Source organism: Pseudomonas mendocina (assembly GCA_037482215.1).
GTDB lineage: Bacteria > Pseudomonadota > Gammaproteobacteria > Pseudomonadales > Pseudomonadaceae > Aquipseudomonas > Aquipseudomonas mendocina_E.
Window position 1 is genome coordinate 145,409 of sequence record CP148074.1, and the last position, 19,937, is coordinate 165,345.

Annotated in this window: 23 protein-coding genes; 18 read left to right on the forward strand and 5 right to left on the reverse strand. The window is 56.7% G+C overall.

Annotation, left to right across the window (positions count from 1 at the left end):
* Positions 1-38: 38 nt before the first annotated feature.
* A complete protein-coding gene (locus WG219_00585; GenBank protein ID WXL26023.1) occupies positions 39-1,238 on the reverse strand; it encodes a ShlB/FhaC/HecB family hemolysin secretion/activation protein in 1,200 nt (399 codons plus the stop codon).
* Between the two features lie 286 nt (positions 1,239-1,524).
* On the opposite strand from WG219_00585, the gene WG219_00590 reads away from it, so the two are divergent.
* The 10 genes from WG219_00590 (at position 1,525) to WG219_00635 (ending at position 10,418) form a co-directional block, all read left to right on the forward strand.
* Complete coding sequence (locus tag WG219_00590) at positions 1,525-2,205, forward strand: response regulator transcription factor (GenBank protein ID WXL26024.1); 681 nt, start codon at positions 1,525-1,527, stop codon at positions 2,203-2,205.
* Between the two features lie 17 nt (positions 2,206-2,222).
* Positions 2,223-4,025 carry an ATP-binding protein gene (locus tag WG219_00595; GenBank protein ID WXL26025.1) on the forward strand — a complete coding sequence of 601 codons (1,803 nt, stop codon included), beginning with the start codon at positions 2,223-2,225 and terminating at the stop codon, positions 4,023-4,025.
* Between the two features lie 249 nt (positions 4,026-4,274).
* Positions 4,275-5,579 carry a flagellar filament capping protein FliD gene (gene fliD / locus WG219_00600; protein ID WXL26026.1) on the forward strand — a complete coding sequence of 435 codons (1,305 nt, stop codon included), beginning with the start codon at positions 4,275-4,277 and terminating at the stop codon, positions 5,577-5,579.
* The gene (fliS, locus tag WG219_00605; GenBank protein WXL26027.1) at positions 5,576-5,971 is read left to right on the forward strand and encodes a flagellar export chaperone FliS; all 396 of its coding nucleotides are present in this window, start codon (positions 5,576-5,578) and stop codon (positions 5,969-5,971) included. Before fliD ends, fliS begins: the two co-directional genes overlap by 4 nt.
* A complete protein-coding gene (locus WG219_00610; GenBank protein WXL26028.1) occupies positions 5,955-6,260 on the forward strand; it encodes a hypothetical protein in 306 nt (101 codons plus the stop codon). Before fliS ends, WG219_00610 begins: the two co-directional genes overlap by 17 nt.
* Positions 6,261-6,276: 16 nt before the next feature.
* Entirely contained in the window at positions 6,277-7,338 is a 1,062-nt protein-coding gene (locus tag WG219_00615) for a flagellar hook-length control protein FliK (GenBank protein WXL26029.1), read from the forward strand.
* Between the two features lie 25 nt (positions 7,339-7,363).
* A complete protein-coding gene (locus WG219_00620; protein WXL26030.1) occupies positions 7,364-7,840 on the forward strand; it encodes a flagellar basal body-associated FliL family protein in 477 nt (158 codons plus the stop codon).
* A 10-nt stretch (positions 7,841-7,850) separates the two neighbouring features.
* Positions 7,851-8,585, forward strand: coding sequence for a FliA/WhiG family RNA polymerase sigma factor (locus WG219_00625; GenBank protein WXL26031.1), 735 nt, complete (start codon positions 7,851-7,853; stop codon positions 8,583-8,585).
* A 1-nt stretch (position 8,586) separates the two neighbouring features.
* A complete protein-coding gene (gene motA / locus WG219_00630; GenBank protein WXL26032.1) occupies positions 8,587-9,459 on the forward strand; it encodes a flagellar motor stator protein MotA in 873 nt (290 codons plus the stop codon).
* A complete protein-coding gene (locus tag WG219_00635; GenBank protein ID WXL26033.1) occupies positions 9,456-10,418 on the forward strand; it encodes an OmpA family protein in 963 nt (320 codons plus the stop codon). The genes motA and WG219_00635 overlap by 4 nt, the downstream gene beginning before the upstream one ends.
* Positions 10,419-10,473: 55 nt before the next feature.
* Here WG219_00635 and WG219_00640 read toward each other — a convergent pair whose 3' ends face one another.
* The 4 genes from WG219_00640 to flgA form a co-directional block, all read right to left on the reverse strand.
* Positions 10,474-10,929, reverse strand: a complete 456-nt coding sequence (locus WG219_00640; GenBank protein WXL26034.1) for a hypothetical protein — start codon at positions 10,927-10,929, stop codon at positions 10,474-10,476.
* On the reverse strand, positions 10,926-11,765 hold the full coding sequence (locus tag WG219_00645; GenBank protein ID WXL26035.1) for a winged helix-turn-helix domain-containing protein: 840 nt from the start codon (positions 11,763-11,765) through the stop codon (positions 10,926-10,928). The genes WG219_00640 and WG219_00645 overlap by 4 nt, the downstream gene beginning before the upstream one ends.
* 195 nt (positions 11,766-11,960) lie before the next feature.
* Positions 11,961-12,848 carry a lateral flagellin LafA gene (gene lafA, locus WG219_00650; GenBank protein ID WXL26036.1) on the reverse strand — a complete coding sequence of 296 codons (888 nt, stop codon included), beginning with the start codon at positions 12,846-12,848 and terminating at the stop codon, positions 11,961-11,963.
* A gap of 199 nt (positions 12,849-13,047) precedes the next feature.
* Positions 13,048-13,854: a flagellar basal body P-ring formation chaperone FlgA gene (gene flgA / locus WG219_00655; protein ID WXL26037.1), complete on the reverse strand. Its 807-nt coding sequence runs from the start codon at positions 13,852-13,854 to the stop codon at positions 13,048-13,050.
* Between the two features lie 73 nt (positions 13,855-13,927).
* On the opposite strand from flgA, the gene flgB reads away from it, so the two are divergent.
* From flgB to WG219_00695, 8 genes are read left to right on the forward strand one after another with little or no spacing between them, the layout of a single operon-like run.
* Positions 13,928-14,281 carry a flagellar basal body rod protein FlgB gene (gene flgB, locus WG219_00660; GenBank protein ID WXL26038.1) on the forward strand — a complete coding sequence of 118 codons (354 nt, stop codon included), beginning with the start codon at positions 13,928-13,930 and terminating at the stop codon, positions 14,279-14,281.
* A gap of 2 nt (positions 14,282-14,283) precedes the next feature.
* Entirely contained in the window at positions 14,284-14,712 is a 429-nt protein-coding gene (flgC, locus tag WG219_00665) for a flagellar basal body rod protein FlgC (GenBank protein ID WXL26039.1), read from the forward strand.
* On the forward strand, positions 14,712-15,389 hold the full coding sequence (gene flgD, locus WG219_00670; GenBank protein WXL26040.1) for a flagellar hook assembly protein FlgD: 678 nt from the start codon (positions 14,712-14,714) through the stop codon (positions 15,387-15,389). The genes flgC and flgD overlap by 1 nt, the downstream gene beginning before the upstream one ends.
* Before the next feature lie 33 nt (positions 15,390-15,422).
* On the forward strand, positions 15,423-16,616 hold the full coding sequence (flgE, locus tag WG219_00675) for a flagellar hook protein FlgE (GenBank protein WXL26041.1): 1,194 nt from the start codon (positions 15,423-15,425) through the stop codon (positions 16,614-16,616).
* A 9-nt stretch (positions 16,617-16,625) separates the two neighbouring features.
* Positions 16,626-17,357, forward strand: coding sequence for a flagellar basal body rod protein FlgF (locus WG219_00680; GenBank protein ID WXL26042.1), 732 nt, complete (start codon positions 16,626-16,628; stop codon positions 17,355-17,357).
* A gap of 22 nt (positions 17,358-17,379) precedes the next feature.
* Complete coding sequence (flgG, locus tag WG219_00685) at positions 17,380-18,165, forward strand: flagellar basal-body rod protein FlgG (protein WXL26043.1); 786 nt, start codon at positions 17,380-17,382, stop codon at positions 18,163-18,165.
* A gap of 4 nt (positions 18,166-18,169) precedes the next feature.
* Positions 18,170-18,832 carry a flagellar basal body L-ring protein FlgH gene (gene flgH / locus WG219_00690; GenBank protein WXL26044.1) on the forward strand — a complete coding sequence of 221 codons (663 nt, stop codon included), beginning with the start codon at positions 18,170-18,172 and terminating at the stop codon, positions 18,830-18,832.
* 10 nt (positions 18,833-18,842) lie between these two features.
* Positions 18,843-19,937 carry a flagellar basal body P-ring protein FlgI gene (locus WG219_00695; protein ID WXL26045.1) on the forward strand — a complete coding sequence of 365 codons (1,095 nt, stop codon included), beginning with the start codon at positions 18,843-18,845 and terminating at the stop codon, positions 19,935-19,937.

Consider the following 19,937-nt stretch of genomic DNA (forward strand, 5'->3'; position numbering starts at 1 on the left):
GCAACTTAACCACAGTGGGCTATGTGGCATGCAGTGCTTTAGAAGTAACGCACGATCTGTGTCCAGAAACGCGGTGTCTTGTCGTTATCGCTGGTGGCGTCCGCATTGCCCAGCTTCCATGCAGCCACGGCATTGATATACCAGTTATCCGCTGCCCAGCGCAGGCCCAGTCCGGTGCCTGAGCGCTGTGTGCGGAGGTCTTCGCTGGTATTCAGTCCGGCGGCATTGCGACGCGACTCGCCATGATCAACAAACGTGGCGGCCTGCCAGCTCTCAGTGAGGGCATAACGCAGTTCCAGGCTCGCCAGCCAGCCACTGTCTGCTAAGCCTTCACTCTGCGGGTAGGCGTTCACACCCAGTGCGCCGCCTATTTGCATCTTCTCGGATTCGTCGAGGCTGTCGTTGCTCCACTGCCCATTAACTTGAGCATGCAGGCTCAGGCGTGGTGTCAGGTGCTGCACGCGGGCCAAGCTGGCGTGGATTACGTCGAAGCGGCCTTCATCGGTATAGCCTGTCACCGTGTAAGGCGTACCGCTGATTTCAACGTCGCCTTGCGTCCAGCCCAGGCTGAACTGGTTTGTAGCACCGCCGAAGAACGCGTCTTGGCTGTCGGCATTCAGGCTCAGGCTGATGCTTTTACTGTCCTTCTCGCTGCGCATGTAGACCAGGTCGATGGTGTCATCGAATCGCTTGTCGTCGTACTGCAGGCGCAGGTTGAGGTTGAGGTCCTGGCGCTTAATCAGTGGCTGAATAACAAATGCGCTGAGCGTGCTGACATCCCCTTCCGCTTTGAGCACGGTGAGTTCTTTCTTTAACTCGTAGGCCATGTCAGCCCACATCACGCCCACCTGTGTATCCCACGGCCCCGCAGTGAGGTGATAGGCAACCCGATAGTAATGGCCCCCCTCACCCGAGCCTGGGCTGCGAAAACTGAGTTGATCATTCAGGCCAAGCAGGTTGTTCAGATTCAGGGTGCTACCGGGACGATTCACCCCAACGTAGCGGTTGCCATAGTTATCAAACTCAAGATTCCCGGTGACAGTGGGGGTGTCATGGTTGACCGTCTGTGGGGTGTAGTGACGTGTCGCTCCCAGGATCAACGTGCTGCGTAGATCAACGCCAGGGGCTTCCTGAAAGCGCAGGTCAGCTGGTGGTTTAGCCACGTCCGGTGGCGTGTACGCATGGGCAAGATCTGAGACGCAAACAACTGCGAACAGCAGACCAGGGGTCTTTCGCATTACGGGTGTTCCTGAGTGGCAATGTGTAGCACCGGCGTTAAGCATCGACGGTTAATGAGCGAATTGCACTAGTGTGCTGTCTAGAGTGTTCGCAGTGCGAACGGTAAGTTGACGCCAGATAAAATGCAAAGGCTTTGTGATATCAATTTGATTTCACGCATTTGCTGCGTCCGCATGCTCTGGTGAGGGTTCTACGACTTAAGATTGTGAACCGGTGGTGGCTATTGGCCTGCCTTCCATGTAAGACTTCAGTGCAAACAATGTGAAAAACTGAGTCTAGTCACCCATGTTGAATGCTTCAGTTCCTTCCGGTGAGTACCTGCTGCCGGCCCCTGTACTGGTTGTTGAAGACGATTCCTTGATGCGCCAGCGGCTTGATCGGGTGCTAGTTGAGTTGGGGTATGGCAGTGAGGCGGTTTCATACGCCTCGACGTTGGCGCAAGCGCGTGAATACATCAGTGCACATCCTCTGGCCATGGCCTTGGTTGACCTGGGACTGCCCGATGGCAACGGTATTGAGCTGATCGCTGAATTGCGCGCGCAGAATCCAGATGTTTGGATTCTGGTCATCTCTGCGTGGACCACTGAGGAATGCATTTTGGGGGCGCTGCGTGCTGGTGCCACCGGTTATGTGCTCAAGGAGCGTGACGACCTTGAGGTGAGCCTTTCGATTCGCAGCGTACTGCGTGGTGGAGCGCCGATTGATCCGTTTATTGCCCGACGAATCCTGACTCTGCTGCCCACTGCAGAGCCTGCTACGGCCCCTGATCCCGGCGTGCTCAGCGCCCGTGAACACGAAATCCTGCAATTGGTTTCCCAAGGCTTGAGCAACCGGGAAATTGCCGAACAGCTGATCATTTCCCGTTATACCGTCGAATGTCATATCAAGCATATTTACCGCAAGCTGGAAGTCTCCTCCCGTACCCGTGCGGTAAACGAAGCTCGTCAGCGCGGCATTTTGGCCTAACGCTCCTGCTGAGTTTGTTGCTGTGGTTGCCCCACACGGTGTGGGGCTGCTCGGTGCAGATCACCGGCACTGAGGTCGCAGCCGAGCAGAGCCCACACAAGGCGCCGCAAAACGGCTGGACACACGTTGCCCTGCCCGACTTATGGAAATCCCGTGAAGGGGACTCTCCGCGCGTATTGTGGTACCGCATTAGCTGGGTTTCAGCCTGTACAGACCAGCCCGTATCTTTGGCTGTGGATCGCATGGTGCTGGCGGCCCAGGTGTTCTTCAACGGTGATCTGCTCTGGCAGGACGAATCCCTGCAAAGCCCGCTATCACGCAGTTGGAACATGCCGCGTTACTGGCTGTTGCCCATGTCTGTCATGAAATCGGAAAACACATTGCTGTTCCGGGTGGTCAGTGAGCGACATCCTGCTCCTGGTTTGGGCAATGTGTGGTTGGGCGATCCGCAGAAAATACAGGCGCTGCATAAAAAGAATCTCTGGCAGCAGCGTCAAGCTTTCAGCATCAACATGATCATTTCGTTGGTGATCGCCTGTCTGTTCCTAGTGATATGGCTCATGCGTCCGAAAGAGCGCGCCTTGGGATGGTTTGGTCTGAGCTCACTGCTGTGGACGTTCGGCATAATCAATATGTTCATCACCTCGCCCTGGCCATTTGAGCTGGGTACGACGTGGGATCGACTGAGCCTGATTACCCTGATTTTCTACAACTGCACATTCGCAATGTTTGCTTGGTCGTATGTTGGGCTGCACTTCCCCAGACTTACGCCGCTTCTCTGGGGCTCGACCATTGCGGTCTCCGGTTATATTGCCCTGGCAGAGGCCGAACAGATCGCGGGTTTGCAGTTCATTTGCACGCTGCTGTACCGGGCCATTTTTAATTTGGTGTGTCTGGGCTTTGTTGTGCACGTGCTGAAAACACGTAAGTCTGACCAGCTATTGCTGGGGCTGTGTATGTTGATATTTCTGTTGCTCAATACCTACGACCTGCTGGCATTTTTGGGGCTGATGACGTACTTACAGGATGTTAAAACCTTGTCAGCTCCACTGGGTTCGTTGGTGATGTTTATCATCGTGGCCTGGCGTTTTGTGTCCGGTTTGCGGCGCATTGAGAGTTTTAACGAGGAGTTGCAGCTGGCAGTGGGCAACACCCGTGATGAACTGACCCGGATTCTCAAGCGTGAGTATGAACTTGAGAGTGCGAACATCCGCCTTAATGAGCGATTGCGCCTGACTCACGACCTGCATGACAGCATGGGCAGTTCGCTGATGCGGTCAATTATCCTCACCGAGCAGAACCGCTCCCTTGAACGGTCTCAGTTTTTATCCATGCTCAAGGAGCTGCGTAATGATTTGCGCCATGTCATTGATGGCAGCTCCTCGGTCGTCTCTGCCGATAGCTCGACCCCATCTATCTGGATAGCGCCTCTGCGCCGCCGCTTTTCTGTGCTGTTTGATGAGTTAGACGTGAGCACAGTGTGGCGTTTGCCTGAGCAATGGCCGTTTGAAGTTGACGCGATGCGCTTGCTGGCCCTGACTCGGTTTCTCGAGGAGGCCCTAACCAACGTGCTCAAGCACAGCCGTTGCACCCGTTTGGAAATCGACATGCAGCCCCTGCCGGGAAAAGGGTTGACGCTGAGTGTTAAAGACAATGGCTGTGGGTTTGACCCTCAGCAAATCAGCGGACAGGGCCAAGGCATTGGGATGAACAGTATGCGTATGCGTATCGAGCGTATCGGCGGAAATCTGGCTATTACCTCCCGCCCAGGTGAAACCCAGCTGACCGTAACTCTGCGCGAAGAGGCGCCTGCCACCTGAGTAGTCGGAGTCGTGCCTTGCTGCCTTCGGCAATTTCTTCTGCGGCTTAAGCCGCGCACGTTTTTTGTCGCCCTTATCTGGGAAGAGTCCGTCATCGGTGCGGGTGCGGAAGTATTACTTCCTCATGTTTGAAAAAACGCCGATTACGGAAGCGCCTTTTCACCTGATGCCTGCACCAGAGCCCACTATTCATAGGGCTTCAGCTGTTGGCACTGCTATTGCTAAATCACAGAAAAATGGGTGTCGACTATGGCTATTGATTCAGATTACGTGCAAAGCATGGCCACGCAGTTGGCTCAGCTTGAAATTCAGGGGCAACTGACCAAGGCTCAGCGCAATGAGAGCAATTACAATGCGCAGCTGAAGGCCGTGACCTCCCTTGATTCTGCGCTGAAAAGTTTCAAATCAACGGCCAGTGGATTGAAAAGCACCAGCAGTGGCGGCTCGATGCTGGTCACCAGTGCTAAATTCAGCCAAGAAGGTTATGCCACCGCAACCGTGAGCTCCAAGGCTGTAGAGGGCTCTTACGACTTCTTTGTCGCGCAACTGGCCAGCAAAAGTCAGATTGCCTTGTCGGGGCTGACTGATGCCGATATGGGCAGCGGCAGCCTGACCCTGGGTCAAAACGGCGAAACCTTCACCGTTGATATGTCGGGTGTTGCAACCCTAAGTGAGCTAGCGGCCGCTATCAATGGCGCTGCAGACAACACCGGTGTCAAAGCCTCGCTGGTGCGTAGCAATGGCGAGATCAATCTGGTTCTGAGCAGCGAAAAAACCGGAGCAGACCAGGCCATTAGCCTCTCTGCGTCCGGCAATGCAGCCCTGAGTGACGCGCTCAGCAACCAGACCGTGCTTAGCGAAGCGAAGGATGCCGAGGTTTATCTGGGGGGCGAAGGCGGCATCAAGCTGACCAGCACCACCAATACCTTCGAAAATATTATTGATGGCGTCAGCCTGACGTTCACCAAAGCACAGGCCAGTGGCGATACAGCCATCAGCCTTGAAGTTGCGCAGGACCAGAAGGCAACAAAGGAAAAGGCTCAGGCCTTTGTTTCCGCCTTCAACACGTTGATGAGCACCTTCGATAGTCTGACCACCAGTGGTAGCGAAACCTCCGCCCGTGGCTCACTGGCAGGCGACAGCAGCGTGCGCGCGATTGAGAGCATGCTCAACAACCTGATTCGCACCTCTTTTGGCGGTGCCAGCTTGATTGACTTCGGTATTTCCGCTGACCGCAGCGGCAAGCTGACGATTGATGCCACGCGTTTTGAGAAAGCCATCACTGCTAACCCGGAAGGCTTCGACAAGTTGTTCACCGATAAGGGCAACTTGCTCGATACCCTCGACAAGAATCTGAATCTCTATACCTCCAGTGCCAGTGGCGTGCTGACCAAGCGTAAAGACACGCTTAATACCCAATTGCGTCGTCTGGATACCGAGTACGACAACATCCAGAAGCAATACGACAACTACTACAACCGCTACCTTCGTCAGTACACCAGTCTGATGCAGACCATGTCGTCGATGGAGCAGACTTCAGGGATGTTTGGATGAGTTATCACCCCAACGAAAGCTACGAAAACTACCGCTCTGTAGATTTAGAGTCGCGGGCTGCTGCTGCCTCGCCCTACGAGCTGGTGCTGGTGCTGTTTGACGGCCTGCTGGATGAGTTAGCCCGTGCCCGTGGCCATATCGAAGCCAAGCGTTATCAACAGAAAGGCCAGTCGCTGGAGAAGTGCCTGAACATTCTCAACGGCCTGAACAGTGCGCTGGACTACGACGCAGGTGGTGAGACGGTGCAAAGCCTGTCGCGTTTGTATGAATACTGCATCTACCGGCTTTCTGATGTCAGCGTCAGTCTCTCATTGGAAGGCTTGGACGAGGTCGTCGGCTTGCTCAGCGTGTTGCGTGAAGGCTGGGAAGGTGTGAATGCCGCCAGGAAGTGAGCTGCGTGCCTTGCAGGTGCTGCATGAGCAGCTCGCAGAGGCCTTTGCCAGTTCACAGTGGGAGCGTATCGGTGAAATTGATGCGCGCATCCGTACGTGCCTTGAGTTGCTGAATGGTTTGCCACACCTCAGCGCAGAAGTGCTCGAGGCCAGGCGGCGGCTTAAACACCTGCATGATGAAGTGCGGGTTGCCGGTGCTGAAGAGTGTGAGCGCCTGCGGGTGACATTGTTGCGTCATTTGGAATACGCCGAAGGGCGCAGCGCGTATATGCGCATCGATCAGTTTTAAGCGGGAGTTGGTGAAGGTGTTGCAGTCGATCCATTCAAATGCCGTCCAGGCCGCAGGCCCAGTGCCTGCAGAGGCCGTTGCAGCAAGCCCGCTGGAGCCGTCTGGTGAGCTGGCGCTCGCTTCATTTGGCCTGCAACTGGCGGTTGATGAGGTGGCAGCCGAGAGCTTACTCGTGGGTGATGCACAACCCCAAACTCAAGCGCAGCCCCTCCCCGTCGAGCCTGCAGTGATCGACGCTGAGCACTGGTTGAACAGTATGCTGCAGCAACAGGCTGCTCAAATTGAAGCCCGTGAGTCCGACCTACCCGCTACGCCGCTTCCCGAGCAGTCGTCCGCTGTGGTGGATGAACTGGCTGAGCTGCAGCTTGCCGCTGTGGTGCCGTCGCAGGCTGCAACTCAGCCGGATGCACGCGTCTGGCAATCGCTCGCAGCCCGTAACCCCGTACTCACTGGCAGTGAGCTTGCTTCACCGGCAGCAACGGCGAGCGCTGTGCTGCCATCAACCGCCGCGGTTATGACGGCTACCGGTGCTGCTTTGCTCACCACTCAAACCGCCGGTGAGTTGCCAGTAGCCACTTCGACGGATGCCGCTGTACTCAACGGCCTCTCGGAGGCGCCGCAGTCGCAGACTGCCCAGCTGCAATCGACCCTCAAGTTACACGCACCTCAGGCGCGTTGGGGGGAGCAGATGCTGCAAAGCCTGCGTGAGACGGTTGAGCTGCAAATTAACCAGCGTGTGCAAAACGCCACGATCCGCCTTGATCCTCCAGAGCTGGGAAGTCTGGAAATTTTCCTCAGCCATGAGGCCGGTCGAATCACCGTGCAGCTCTCGGCAGCCAACGCTGACGTGGCGCGCCTGTTACAGCAGACCAGCGATCGCCTGCGTCAGGAACTGGTGGCGCAGAACTTTGTGCAGGTCAACGTACAGGTCTCGGCCGACTCTCAGGGCGGCCGTCAGCAAGGACAAACCATGCAGCATCTGGCATCGCTGGATGAACAGGTACAGGCCCAAGTCGAGCCTGAGGCCGAGCGCACTAATCAGCAGGACTCTGCCAGCGATGTGCTGGTGACCGTATAACCCATTTCAGGAATCAGAATTCTTCATGACCATGCCGCGGATTGTTGTCCTGTTGCTCATTCTCAACACGCTGGTGGTGTTGGGCGGTACCGCTGCCAACTACATGATGCTGCGCTCACTCAAGGGGGTGCATAGCACTGCTTCAGCAGATGTTGCCGGTGAGGCAGTGAAGGAGGAGGAAGAGGTCAAAGAGTATGGTTTTTTCCCCATCCCAAAGGTCATCGTTACCCTGAAAGGTAAGGATCGCGAGCACTACTTCGTGCTGGATCTGGTGCTGCAAACTGATATCAAGGCTGACCAGAAAAAGCTCGCGCAGATTGACCCGATGGTACGTAGCTCGGTGGTCGCCAATCTGTCTGTAATGGACTACGACACCCTGCGCAACATGCCGATCGAAGAACTGCAACGTCGTCTCGAAACGGCAGTGATTGAAGATTTTTCCAGCAAGCACCTGCAGCGACCTTTCGAGCATGTGCTGGTCAGCAAGCTGATCGTGCAATAAGGCCGTCTGCATGCACGCTCCGAGTCTGGACCAGCAAGGTTATGCCGCCGAACAGGGCGGTGTGCCGCTGCTCGCGCCCGCTGCGGAGCAAAAGTGGATGCTGCAGTACCTGCCGCTGGTTAAGCGTATTGTCAGCCAGTTGGCCCTGCAAGCCAACGCAGTGCTTGATCGGGAGGATATGGAACAGATCGGTCTGATGGGGCTGATGGAGTGCTTGCGTCGGTACGGCACTCCAGATGAGCAGTTTGGACGTTTTGCTGCGCTGCGCATTCGTGGGGCCATCCTCGATGAATTGCGCCGTCAAGACTGGCGTCCGCGGCAGGTTCGGCAGCAGACCCATCGTATTCGCGATGCCATCCGTGAGTTGGCGCGCAAGCTGGGGCGTGTGCCTCAGGATGAAGAAATTTTGGCCAGCACCGGGCTCAGCGAAAAGCAGTACCAGGACTTCCTTCAGGCTGATGCCTGTGAAGCCATTGAAAGCCTGGATGAACTGCTTAGTAGCGGTCAGGAGCACTTTGCTCAGGGCGGCAGCAACGTTGAAGAGCGTGTGCTTAAGGAGCGTCTGCTGACCCAGGCGCTCAGCCAGCTGAGCGAGCGTGAGCAACTGGTGTTGAGCCTGTATTACCAACACGAATTGAGCCTGAAGGAAATTGCTCTGGTGCTTGATCTGAGCGACGCCCGCGTCTGCCAGCTAAGCAAACAGGCTATTGCCAAGGCAAGTCGTTACCTGAACGAGAGAGGCTAGGGTGCAGAAATTACTTGGAATCATGATCATCGTGGCGTGCGTGCTCGGTGGTTATTTGATGGCACAGGGGCAGTTGAGCATGCTCTGGCAGCCTGCCGAGTTGGTGATCATCCTGGGGGCTGGTCTGGGCGCGCTGATTGTCGGCAACCCGAAAGAAGTCCTGATTGAGATGCTTACCCAAGTTAAGGGCGTTTTTGTCTACAAGCGTCGCGGTGAGGAGTTTCAACGGCAGCTGCTGATGTTGCTCTATGAACTGTTGGAGATGGTGGAGATCGGCGGTCTTAAGGTGCTCGACAGCCACATCGAAGAGCCTGAGCAGAGCGAGCTGTTTGCCAAGTACCCGCTGATTCGTCAGGAAAAAAACCTGATGGCCTTCATCGCGGACAACTTCCGCCTTATGGCCATGGGCAAGATCAGTTCCCATGAACTGGAGGGTTTCCTCGATCAGGAGCTTGAGGCCATGGAACACATTCTCCTGCAGCCTTCTCGCTCATTAAACAAAATTGGCGAAGCCATGCCGGGCTTCGGCATCCTGGCGGCGATTCTCGGCATCATCATCACCATGGGCAGTATTGGTGGCTCGGTGGCTGAGGTTGGTGCCCACGTGGCCGCAGCGCTGGTCGGTACTTTCATTGGTATTTTCATGTGCTACTGCGTGATGGAACCGCTTTCTAATGCCATGAGTCAGCGCATTAAAACCGAGCTGTCGGCGTTGGAATGCGTGCGCACCACACTGGTGGCCCATGTGGCGGGCAAGCCGACCCTGCTGGCGGTGGACGCTGGTCGAAAACTGATCGAGCAGGACGTAAAGCCTGCCTTCAAGCAGTTGGAGATCTGGGTAAACCGTTACGAGGATGAAAGGGACGCAGCATGAGAAAGCGCGGGTCCGACGGCCACGAAATTATTGTCAAACGGCGTGGCAAGAAGGGCCATGATGAGGCTCATGGTGGTGCCTGGAAGGTGGCCTTTGCCGACTTTACGCTGGCCATGATGGCGCTGTTCATGGTGTTGTGGATTGTTCAGCCGCGCCTTGATGTGATCAGCCAGTCCGATGGCTCTATCTCCAACCCAATCGTGGATGGCGGCATTGATATCTTCGATGGCAGTAGTGTGACGGTGTTGGAGCTGGATGGTGTGCCGGTACAGACTGCGCGTCGTGACGATGTCGCTAACACAGCAAAAAAACCTGAGGATAAGCAGTCAGAAACGGTCTCAGACAAGGAGGCACCGGAGCTAACGGCGCAGCAGCTTGAGTTGCTGGAGCAGGTTCGTCCGTATTACGGAGAGCCGGGCCAAATGCGCGTGCTGGTTGAGCTGATGGACCAACTGGCGAAACAACTGAATGCCGAGGCCAATATCGAGGTTCAGGTGGTGCCGCAAGGGTTGAGAGTGTTGATCAAGGACGACAAAGATCGCTTTATGTTCACCCGCGGTAGTGCCCGACTTGATCCTCACTTCGAGACCCTTTTGCAGCGTCTGGCAGGGATTCTCGGCAAAGTTGAAAACCACTTGATCATCAGTGGTCATACCGATGCTGCACCCTATCGAGGTGTGGTCAATGGCTATAACAACTGGAACCTCTCAGGCGACCGCGCACTGCGCGCTCGTAATGTGATGGTGGCCGCTGGATTGCCCGCATCCTCCGTGCTGCAGGTGACAGCGCAGGCTGATGTAATGCCGCTGTTACCCGATGATCCAAGGAATGGCGCCAACCGGCGTATTGAGGTGCTGGTGCTGACCAGTCAGGCTGAAGGGCTCTACCGTGAGCTGTTTGGTGAAGGGCAGCTACGCGCTGACTTTAAAGGCGCCGAGAAAGCCACCCCCGCTCAATAATCTGCTTCGGTGGCAGGTCGTACCCCGGATTCACAGCGAGCACAATCCGGGGGCTTTATGTTTCCGGGCAATAAACCTGCTGGGTTTCTTCTGCATACAAGCAGCCATTGAGCTTGCGCAGCGTGATGGTCGAGCCCGGATTCTTGGCATACATCAGGTTGAAAACTAGCGAGTTATCAACCTCCGGGGTCAGGCTACTGACCTCACCCCTCTCGACGCGCAGTCTGAAGTTGCCGAAAAAGCCATGCTCAACCACCCCCGACGTTTCCAGGATGCTGTCCCCTTGGCGGGTCATGCAGTAGAAGCGTCCATTGTGAATGCGCAGGTTGTGCGTCACCTCCTGCACCTGACCGTTGCTCAGCTGCACTTGTCCCGTCGCATGGTGGTAGCCATCAATCTCGGAACTTGAGCGAAAGAACAGGTACTGCGTGATGCAGATCGCCAGTAGTAACAGGCCCGTCAGTGCTGGAATCAGCCAGCGGGCGCGGCTCAGGCCGCCTCCGGTGCTCAAGAAAGGCACCGGAGCAGCTGCGCGTCCTTGAGCAGGTTAAATTGGTTAATGTGGAACATGAGCGTGCGCGCCTGACCCTGGCTGCGTTGGCATACCAACTGGTAGTAACCCTGACGCTGAGTGAGTGTAAGGGTGATGGGTTGTGTATTCAGTGTGCTCAGGCGTGTGCTCAGCGCTTGGGTGTCAGACATGAGCTGCTCAAGACGCTGCGGCGATTGTTCAATGTAATGCATGTCGGCCATACCCAGCGTCACTTGATCTGAGTAGGTGGCGCCAGGTTGGCTGGCTGAGCTTAGCAGGGCAAACAAGCCGCTTCCCGCAGCCAGAACTCCAGCGAGCATGGCCGATATCCGCTTGCGGTTAAGCCTACGACCGTGATGCTGAGGCTGACTGGGTGCGATGGCCTGCGCGGGCTGCTCGTCGCTGTCGTTGGCCGACGCTGCGAGGTAGCCAGGGTTGATCTGGTATCCGCGGCGCGGCAGTGTCTGAATGATTTCGCGATTTTTTTCGTCGCCCAGTACTTGGCGCAACGTGTAGATCTGCTGATTCAGGCTGCCCTGGCCGACTACCCGGTCGGCCCAGGCGTAACTCATTAGCTCATCACGGGAGACGACTTCCCCAGGCACCTGCAACAGGCGCTCAAGCAAGCGGGTGCCAGAAAAACCCAGGTCAATCTTTTCCGTGTGCTCACCTTGCACCAGCGTGAGTTGAAAAAGCGATGGGCTGAACAACGCATAGCAATCACTGCGACCGGTCTTGATCGTCAGGAAACTTGATGTTGCGGGATCAGCCGGAGGAGGTGCTAAGGAGGTGTTGAGACGATCTGGAAAGGACATGGCTATCGCAGAACTTACGTACCATAAACGAGTGATGGTATTTTGGCGTCAAGGAAATACACTTACAAGTCTTGTGCTTTCTCCGATTTTGTGATGATTGTCACTTAAATTGGGTATGCGCGCCAAGCGCACAAACAAAAACGCCCCGTAAAGACGGGGCGTTTTTGTGGGCGATTAACGCCCGGATGCTGCAGATTAGCCCAGCAGGGACATAACCATGCCTGGCATCTGACCCGCTTGTTTCAGCATGGAGATGCCGGACTGCATCAGCATGCTGTTTTTGGTCATGCTGGCGCTTTCTTGGGCGAAGTCGGCATCCATGATGCGGCCTTTGGACATGTCGGTGTTGTCCTTCATGTTGGCCAGGTTGTTAGCGGTGTGGTTCAGGCGGTTGATGGTGGCGCCGAACTGGGAACGCAGGGTGCCAACGGCGTCCAGAGCAGTCTTAACCAGGTCGATGGTCGCGTTAGCTGCGCCAGTGATTTCGACGCCTGCTGTGGCGGCGCTACCAGAGGTGTAAACAGTGGACATGCCGTCCAGTGCGGTAGTCAGCGTCTTAACGGCGTCGGTACCTGATGCGGTCAGGTCCAGAGTCATGGTTTCGGCAGAGGTTGCGCCGATCTGGAAGTTAACGGCAGTAGCGAATTTACCCGCGGTGCCGTCTTTGCTGAACAGGGCCTCACCGGCAAAGCTGGTGTTGTCCATGATGTTGGCCATCTCTTCGCCCAGCTGGTCGTACTCAGCCTGCATGGATTTCAGGTCGTCGGCGCTGTTGGTGCCGTTGGCGCCTTGAGTGGCCAGATCCTTCATGCGTTGCAGGATGTCGGTCATCTCATTGAACGCACCTTCTGCAGTTTGCAGCAGGGAGATGGAGTCGCCAGTGTTGCGGATGGCAACGGCCATGCCGCGGGATTGGGTTTCCAGGCGTACGGCGATTTGCAGGCCAGCAGCATCATCAGCGGCGCTGTTTACGCGGAAGCCAGTGCCCAGACGCTGTTGGTTAGTGCTCAGCGCGTTGTTGGTTTTGCTCAGGTTAGTCTGAGTAACCAGCGAGGAGTAGTTAGTGTGAATAGACAGAGCCATTTGATTCTTCCTTCGTGCGAGATCGCTTGATTGGAGCTGGCTGTAATTGCCTGCTGTAGATGAAGGGCGACCAGTTTCTGGCGGTGCTTAAATGGCGCGTGCAAAAAATATGAAATTTCTTGGATGCCTCACTGATAAAGGCTTTGCTCACCCTAAAAAGCTGTCTGTGCAGACAGCTATTACACAGGCTTCAGTGATTTTATTGAAACGTGCTGCTGACAACGCCGGGCTCAAGCACTTTGGCTTCAATGACTTTTTCACTGGAGAGGTTGCGCACCCGAATCACTTCCCCTGCCCTGCCATTGGCCAGAGCTTGGCCTTTGGTGGCTGCGCTGATGCCATCTTGGCTGGCGCGTATGGTCACAGGGTCGCCGCGACGAATCATTAAGGGTGTGCTGAGTAAGCTGGGGGTTATCAGCTGCCCTTCGCGAATACGCCGTTTGGCACCTTGGCCACTGACCTCTTGGGGAGTCTGAAAGAAGCCCCTGTTGCTTTTGCTCCACTGAATTTCTTCAAGACGCAGTTGGTTGCTGCTCAGGGTGCTGTTGCGATCAATGAGTGTGGCCGCATGCACCGCTTGTACATACAGGGTGGTCTGGGCGAATGCGCTAAGCGTCCAGCCGGGGGTGTCGGTGCAGGTCAGTTGCAGGCGCATGCGTGCGCTGATGTCGGCAACCGGTTCCGCTTGTAGTTGTAAGGGCTGCATGCAGGGGCTGAGTTGCTCGCTTTTGCCGATGAGGCTGATTTGCACGGTGTGTCGCACATTTCGCCAACCTTGTTGGCGGGCGTACTCATCGACGGTGTGCTGCACGTGTTCAGTCACCCGCGCTTCGATTTGCCCTGTGGCCGTAGTGGCGGTGGCATGGCTGGGTAGGAAGAGGAAAAGCAGCGCCAGGCATGCGGAAAAAATACTTCCGCATGCTGGCACTGAAGCGTCATTGCGCGTAAGTCCAGCATGGTTTTGCGCACTGTGATCGCCAGTAAAATCGTTATAAATCAATTGCATAGTCATCTATATGGCGGTGGGCACGTTTTGTGCTCAGTGCACCGCATGCTAACCGGTTGAAAGGTAACGGTGGATGAGTATACGGATTGATGACGTAGTCGGCCCGCACGCGCGTGCGCTTGAATTGCGTATGCAGCGCAGCGAAATTCTGGCGGCCAACCTGGCCAACGAAGATACGCCGGGATTTCTTGCCCGGGATATCGACTTTGCCAGTGAAATGCAGCGGCTGGATTCGTCATCCTTGGTTGCCTCCGCCGGTGCCGATCTCAAATACCGCGTACCGACTCAACCTTCGCAGGATGGCAACAGCGTCGAGCTGAGTGTCGAGCAGGCGGAGTTTTCCAAAAATTCCATGGACTTCCAGACCAGTCTGACCTTTCTCAGCATGAAGTTCCGTGGCCTGAAACAAGCGATAGAGGGACGCTGATCGTGGCATTCGATTCCATCTACCGGATTGCCGGTTCGTCCATGAACGCGCAGACCGTTCGTCTCAATACCGTAGCCAGCAACTTGGCCAATGCCGACTCCTCCGCGGCTAAGCCTGAGGACGTCTATCAGGCGCGCAAGCCCGTGTTTGCTGCGGTTTACAACAATGACCTGATGAGCCGTGGTGCCGGTATGGGCGGTGCCCATGTGCAGGTGCTGGATGTGGTCAGCGCTGGGCGCGACCCCGTGCGCCGCTACGAGCCAGGCAATCCAATGGCCGATGGTCGTGGCTATGTCTATTACGCCGATATCAATCAGATCGAAGAAATGACCGACATGATGTCGGCCACCCGCAGTTTTGAAACCGGTGTTGAAGTACTCAATCGCCTGAAGAGCATGCAGCAGGGTCTGCTTAAGCTGGGAGAGAGCTGATGAGCCAAGTCACTAACAACACGTCTGCCAATAGCGGCTACGGTGCGGATGAAATCGTAAAACAGGCGGTTAACGTCAGCGATGCAGCGCAGATGGAGAACAACTTCATCACCCTGATGGTTGCCCAGATCAAGAATCAGGATCCGACCGATCCTGTTGATAGCAGCGAGTTCCTCAATCAGTACTCGGCCATGAGCCAGGTTAAGAGCCTGGAGAACATGGCGAGCATGACCCAGAGCAATCTGGTGCTGCTGGACAACCTGCAAACCCTCACCGCAGCCGGCCTTGTGGGGCAAGAGGTAAAGGTAACCAGTGATTCCGTGCAGCTCGCTGATGAGCCGGTGACCGGCATCATCAATCTTGAGTATGCCGCAGGCGCGTTGTCACTGGTGCTGACTGACAGCCGTGGCGTCAGCCGGGAAATTAACCTGGGCTCGCAGGCGCCGGGCAAGGTGCCGTTCGAACTGGACGCCGAGAAGCTTGGGCTGACGCCGGGTACTTATCAGCTCTCCGTTAAGAGTGACAGCGGTGAGTACCCGACTACCGAGCTGGCTGGAGTGGTCAAGCAGGTGCGTGTCAGCACTGAAGGCCCGGTACTGGATATCGCCGGTATTGGCTCTGTGCCCTTCTACAACATTACCGAGTTCGGCCCGGCCCCTGTTGCCGGTCTGCTCTGATCCCGTTTGCCGATTATTTAAGGTTTTGACGCCATGAGTTTCAACGTAGCCCTGACTGGTTTGAACGCCGTCAACGAACAGCTCAACACCATCAGTAACAACATCGCCAACGCCGGTACTACGGGTTTCAAATCATCCCGTACCGAGTTCGGCAGCATCTATGCCGACTCACAGGCCATGGGTGTTGAGGTGCTCGGTACAACCCAGAGCATCAGCCAGAATGGCTCGCTGGTCACAACCGGTCGTACCCTCGACCTGGCCATTGCCGGCAGTGGTTTCTACATCACGCGTACACCTACTGGCGAAGTCAGCTACACCCGTGCGGGTGTATTCACTGCCAATAAAGACAACCTGATCGTAAACGCGGCAGGGCAGCGTTTGCAGGGCTACACCGTAGATGCGGCGGGCAACCTGCTGGAAGGCGTCATGGGTGATATGCAGCTGCAAAGCGCTAACCTCCCGGCTAAGGCCACCGAGACGCTGGATTTCGTCATGAACCTGGATTCAAACGAAGAAGTCCCGCTGCTGGCGTTCGATGCCAATGACGTCAACACCTACAACTCCACTTACACCACCAAGGTGTTTGACTCCCAGGGCAAAGAGCACACTCTGACTCAGTATTTCGTTAAAACATCGCCCAACAACTGGAACGCCTACTACTTTGCCGATGGCGTGGATGTGACGCCAGCTGCGGGTCCTCAAGCGATTAGCTTCACCACAGGCGGTGCGTTGGCCTCCCCGACGGCTCCAGTAAACGTCAGCTTCAACCTGGTCGGGGTTGATGCCATGAACGTGGCGGTGAACTACAGCAACTCCAGCCAATATGGCACCGACTTTGTGGTGACCAGCAACCGCGCTTCGGGCTATGCCGCAGGTGAACAAACCGGTCTTTCCATCGAGAAAGACGGCATGGTCTACGCCAACTACAGCAACGGCCAGCGCATGCTGCAAGGTCAGGTTGCCCTGGCTAACTTCGCCAACCCCGGTGGTCTGCGCAGCGTAGACGGTACCGCCTGGCAAGAGACGGCTGAATCCGGCCAGGTGCTGATTGGTATTCCGGGTGCAGGTGCATTCGGTGAGCTGGTGGCTGGCGCCCTGGAGAACTCCAACGTCGACCTGACTGAGCAGCTGGTGGGGTTGATGGAAGGCCAGCGTAACTACCAGGCCAACACCCGCGTGCTGACCACTAACAAAGAACTGATTCAAAGCCTGTTTGGCGCGATCTGAGGCTGATCCATGGACCGTTTGGGTTACACCGCAATGAGCGCAGCCAGCCGCACCATGAGTTCGCTGACGGTGCGTGCTAACAACCTCGCCAACGTCAACACGCCGGGCTTCCGTGCCGACATGGAACAGGCCGAGAGCGTCTCGTTGGAAGGCTATGGCTACGACAGCCGGCATATGGCTGTGGCGCGTAACAACGGCATTGATCTTACGCCGGGTGAGCTGATGGCGACCGGGCGTGAACTGGATGTGGCCATTCAGGGCGCAGGCCTGCTGGTGGTCGAAAATGCCGAAGGTGAAGAGCGTTACACCCGCCACGGTGCGTTACAGGTGGATGCTCAGCTGCGCCTGACCGTGAATGGCTTGCCGCTGATGGGTGAAGGTGGCCCGATCGTTCTGCCTGAATACGACCAGCTCAGCATCGGCCGTGACGGCACCGTTTCGGTGGTGCCGCGCGGTGATTACCTGACAGCCGAAGTTGACCGTATCCGTATGGTGGATGTGCCCGCCACCAACCTGACCAAAGACGCGACCGGCCTGCTCACCACGCTGGATGGGACGCCTGCGGCTGACGCTGAAAATGCGGTCTTGGCCAGCGGTTACCTGGAGGCCAGCAACGTGTCTTCAATTGACCAGTTGATGGCCACCATGAGCCTCAACCGCCTGTTTGAAACCCAGGTGAAAATGATGAAAGCGGCCGAGGATCTGTCCGAAGCCGGCAACCGCATGATCCGCGGCAGCTAAGCGGGCAGACAGGAGAAAGCATATGAGTTCGGCATTGTGGGTCAGCAAAACCGGTCTGGCCGCCCAGGACAAAGCCATGGGCGCTGTGGCCAATAACCTGGCCAACGTCAACACCAAAGGCTTCAAGAGCGACCGCGTGGTTTTTGAAGACCTGTTCTATTCCATCGAAAAGCAGCCGGGTGCACAGGCTGATGAGATCAACACCGTACCTTCCGGCATTCAGCTAGGCAGTGGTGTACGCATTGCCGGTACGCAGAAAGTCTTCACTGAAGGCAACATCGAACCCACCGGCCAGCCGATGGATCTGGCCATTGTGGGCAGCGGCTTCTTTCAGGTTGAAGCGCCAAACGGTGACATCTACTACACCGAAAACGGTCAGTTTCAGCTGAACAACGAAAGCATGCTGGTCAATTCTCAGGGCCTGCCACTGGTGCCGGGGATCGAAGTGCCTGCGGGCAGCACTCGCTTTACCGTCGGTGCGGACGGCATCGTCACCGCTGTATTGCCGGGCGATAGCCTGCCCAGTGAACTGGGGCAGATCACTTTGGTGAACTTCACCAACCCCACTGGCTTGGAGGCGTTGGGCGGTAACCTGTACCGTGAGACCGCCGCCAGCGGTGAGCCTGTTGAGGGTGTGGCCGGTCAAGATGGCCTCGGCCAGCTCAAGCAAGGTGTATTGGAAGGTTCCAACGTAGAAGTGGTCGAGGCCATGGTCAATATGATCTCCATCCAGCGCGCTTATGAGGCCAATGCCAAGGTGCTGGATGCCGCATCCGGCATGCAGCAGTTCCTCAACCAGACGGTGTAATGGGATGACCCGCCTGACTCTGCTTGCGCTGAGCCTGTTGCTCGGTGGCTGTGCCAGCTTCAACGAAATGCTGCCTGAAGAAGACTCCAGCCGTTATGAACCGCTGGAGTTGGACTACAGCCAGCCGCCGACTGTCAGTGGTGGGCTGTTCCGCAGTGGCTATGCCGGTTCGCTGATCAGCGACAAGCGCGCCGTGCGCGTGGGTGACATCCTCACCGTGGTGTTGGATGAGTCCACCCAGTCGAGCAAGAGTGCAGGTACCAGCTTTGGTAAGAGCTCAAGCATCGGCATTGGCATCCCGACGATTCTCGACAAGCAGTTCGATCAGCTGAATACCCAGGCTGAGGCCGAGCGGGATTTTGATGGCTCGGCCAAAAGCTCGCAGCAGAACACCCTGCGCGGGGCCATCGCGGTCACTGTGCATCAGGTATTGCCCAACGGCACCCTGCTGATTCGTGGCGAGAAAGCCCTGCGCCTGAACCAGGGCGACGAATACATCCGCCTGGAAGGTCTGGTGCGCATGGATGACATCAGCCGTGGCAACCGCATCTCCTCGCAGAATGTCGCCAATGCGCGCATCTCCTACGCCGGTCGCGGTGTGCTCAATGACAGCAACAGTGCCGGTTGGCTGAGCCGTTTCTTCAGCAGCCCGCTGTTCCCACTGTAAGAGGCCCGTCATGTTTCAACGTTTAATCCTTGCCTGCGCCTTGAGCTTTCCCCTGTCAGCGCTGGCGGTGCCGCTGATGGATTTGGTGGATGTCGAAGGCATCCGCGGTAACCAGTTGGTGGGCTATGGCCTGGTGGTGGGCCTGGACGGCACGGGTGACAAAAATCAGGTGAAATTCACCAGCCAGTCCGTGGCCAACATGATCAAACAGTTCGGCATCAACCTGCCGGACAACGTGGATCCAAAACTGAAAAACGTCGCGGCTGTTAGCGTCACGGCCGACATTCCGCCTTCCTACAGCCCCGGTCAGACCGTAGATGTCACCGTCGCCTCATTGGGCGATGCCAAGAGCCTGCGCGGCGGCCAGTTGATGATGACCCCGCTGCATGGCGTGGACGGCGAAATCTACGCCTTGGCGCAAGGTGCAATCGTGGTTGGCGGGCTGAATGCCAGCGGCGCCAGCGGTTCCAGTGTGGCGATCAATTCTGCCAACAGCGGCCGCGTACCCAATGGTGCGACCGTGGAGCGGATGATCCCCACTGACTTTAGTGAGCGCCCTGACGTCATGCTTAACCTGCGCGAGCCGAGTTTCCAGACTGCAACGCGAGTGGTCGAAGCGGTTAACCAGCGTTTTGGTATGGGCACCGCGACGGCGCTGAATGCCACCAAGATTTCCTTGCGTGCCCCGCAGGCCAGCACTCAGCGCATTAGCTTTATGGCGATGCTCGAAGGGCTGGAGATTGCCGAAGGTCGTGAGCGGCCAAAGGTAGTATTCAACAGCCGTACGGGGACTGTTGTGGTGGGTGAAGGTGTGCGGGTTAAGGCGGCAGCCGTCAGCCATGGCAGCTTGACGGTGACGATCAGCGAAACTCCGCAGGTTAGCCAGCCCAATGCGTTTTCTCAGGGGCAGACCGCTGTGGTGCCGCGCTCTGATGTAGAGGTCGCGCAAGACCGCAACGGCATGTTCCGCTGGCCGGAAGGGGCGAGCCTGGACAGCATCATCAACACGGTGAACAGCCTGGGCGCGACCCCAGATGATGTGATGAGCATCCTTCAGGCCCTGGAGCGTGCGGGTGCCCTTAATGCTGAATTGATTGTGATCTGA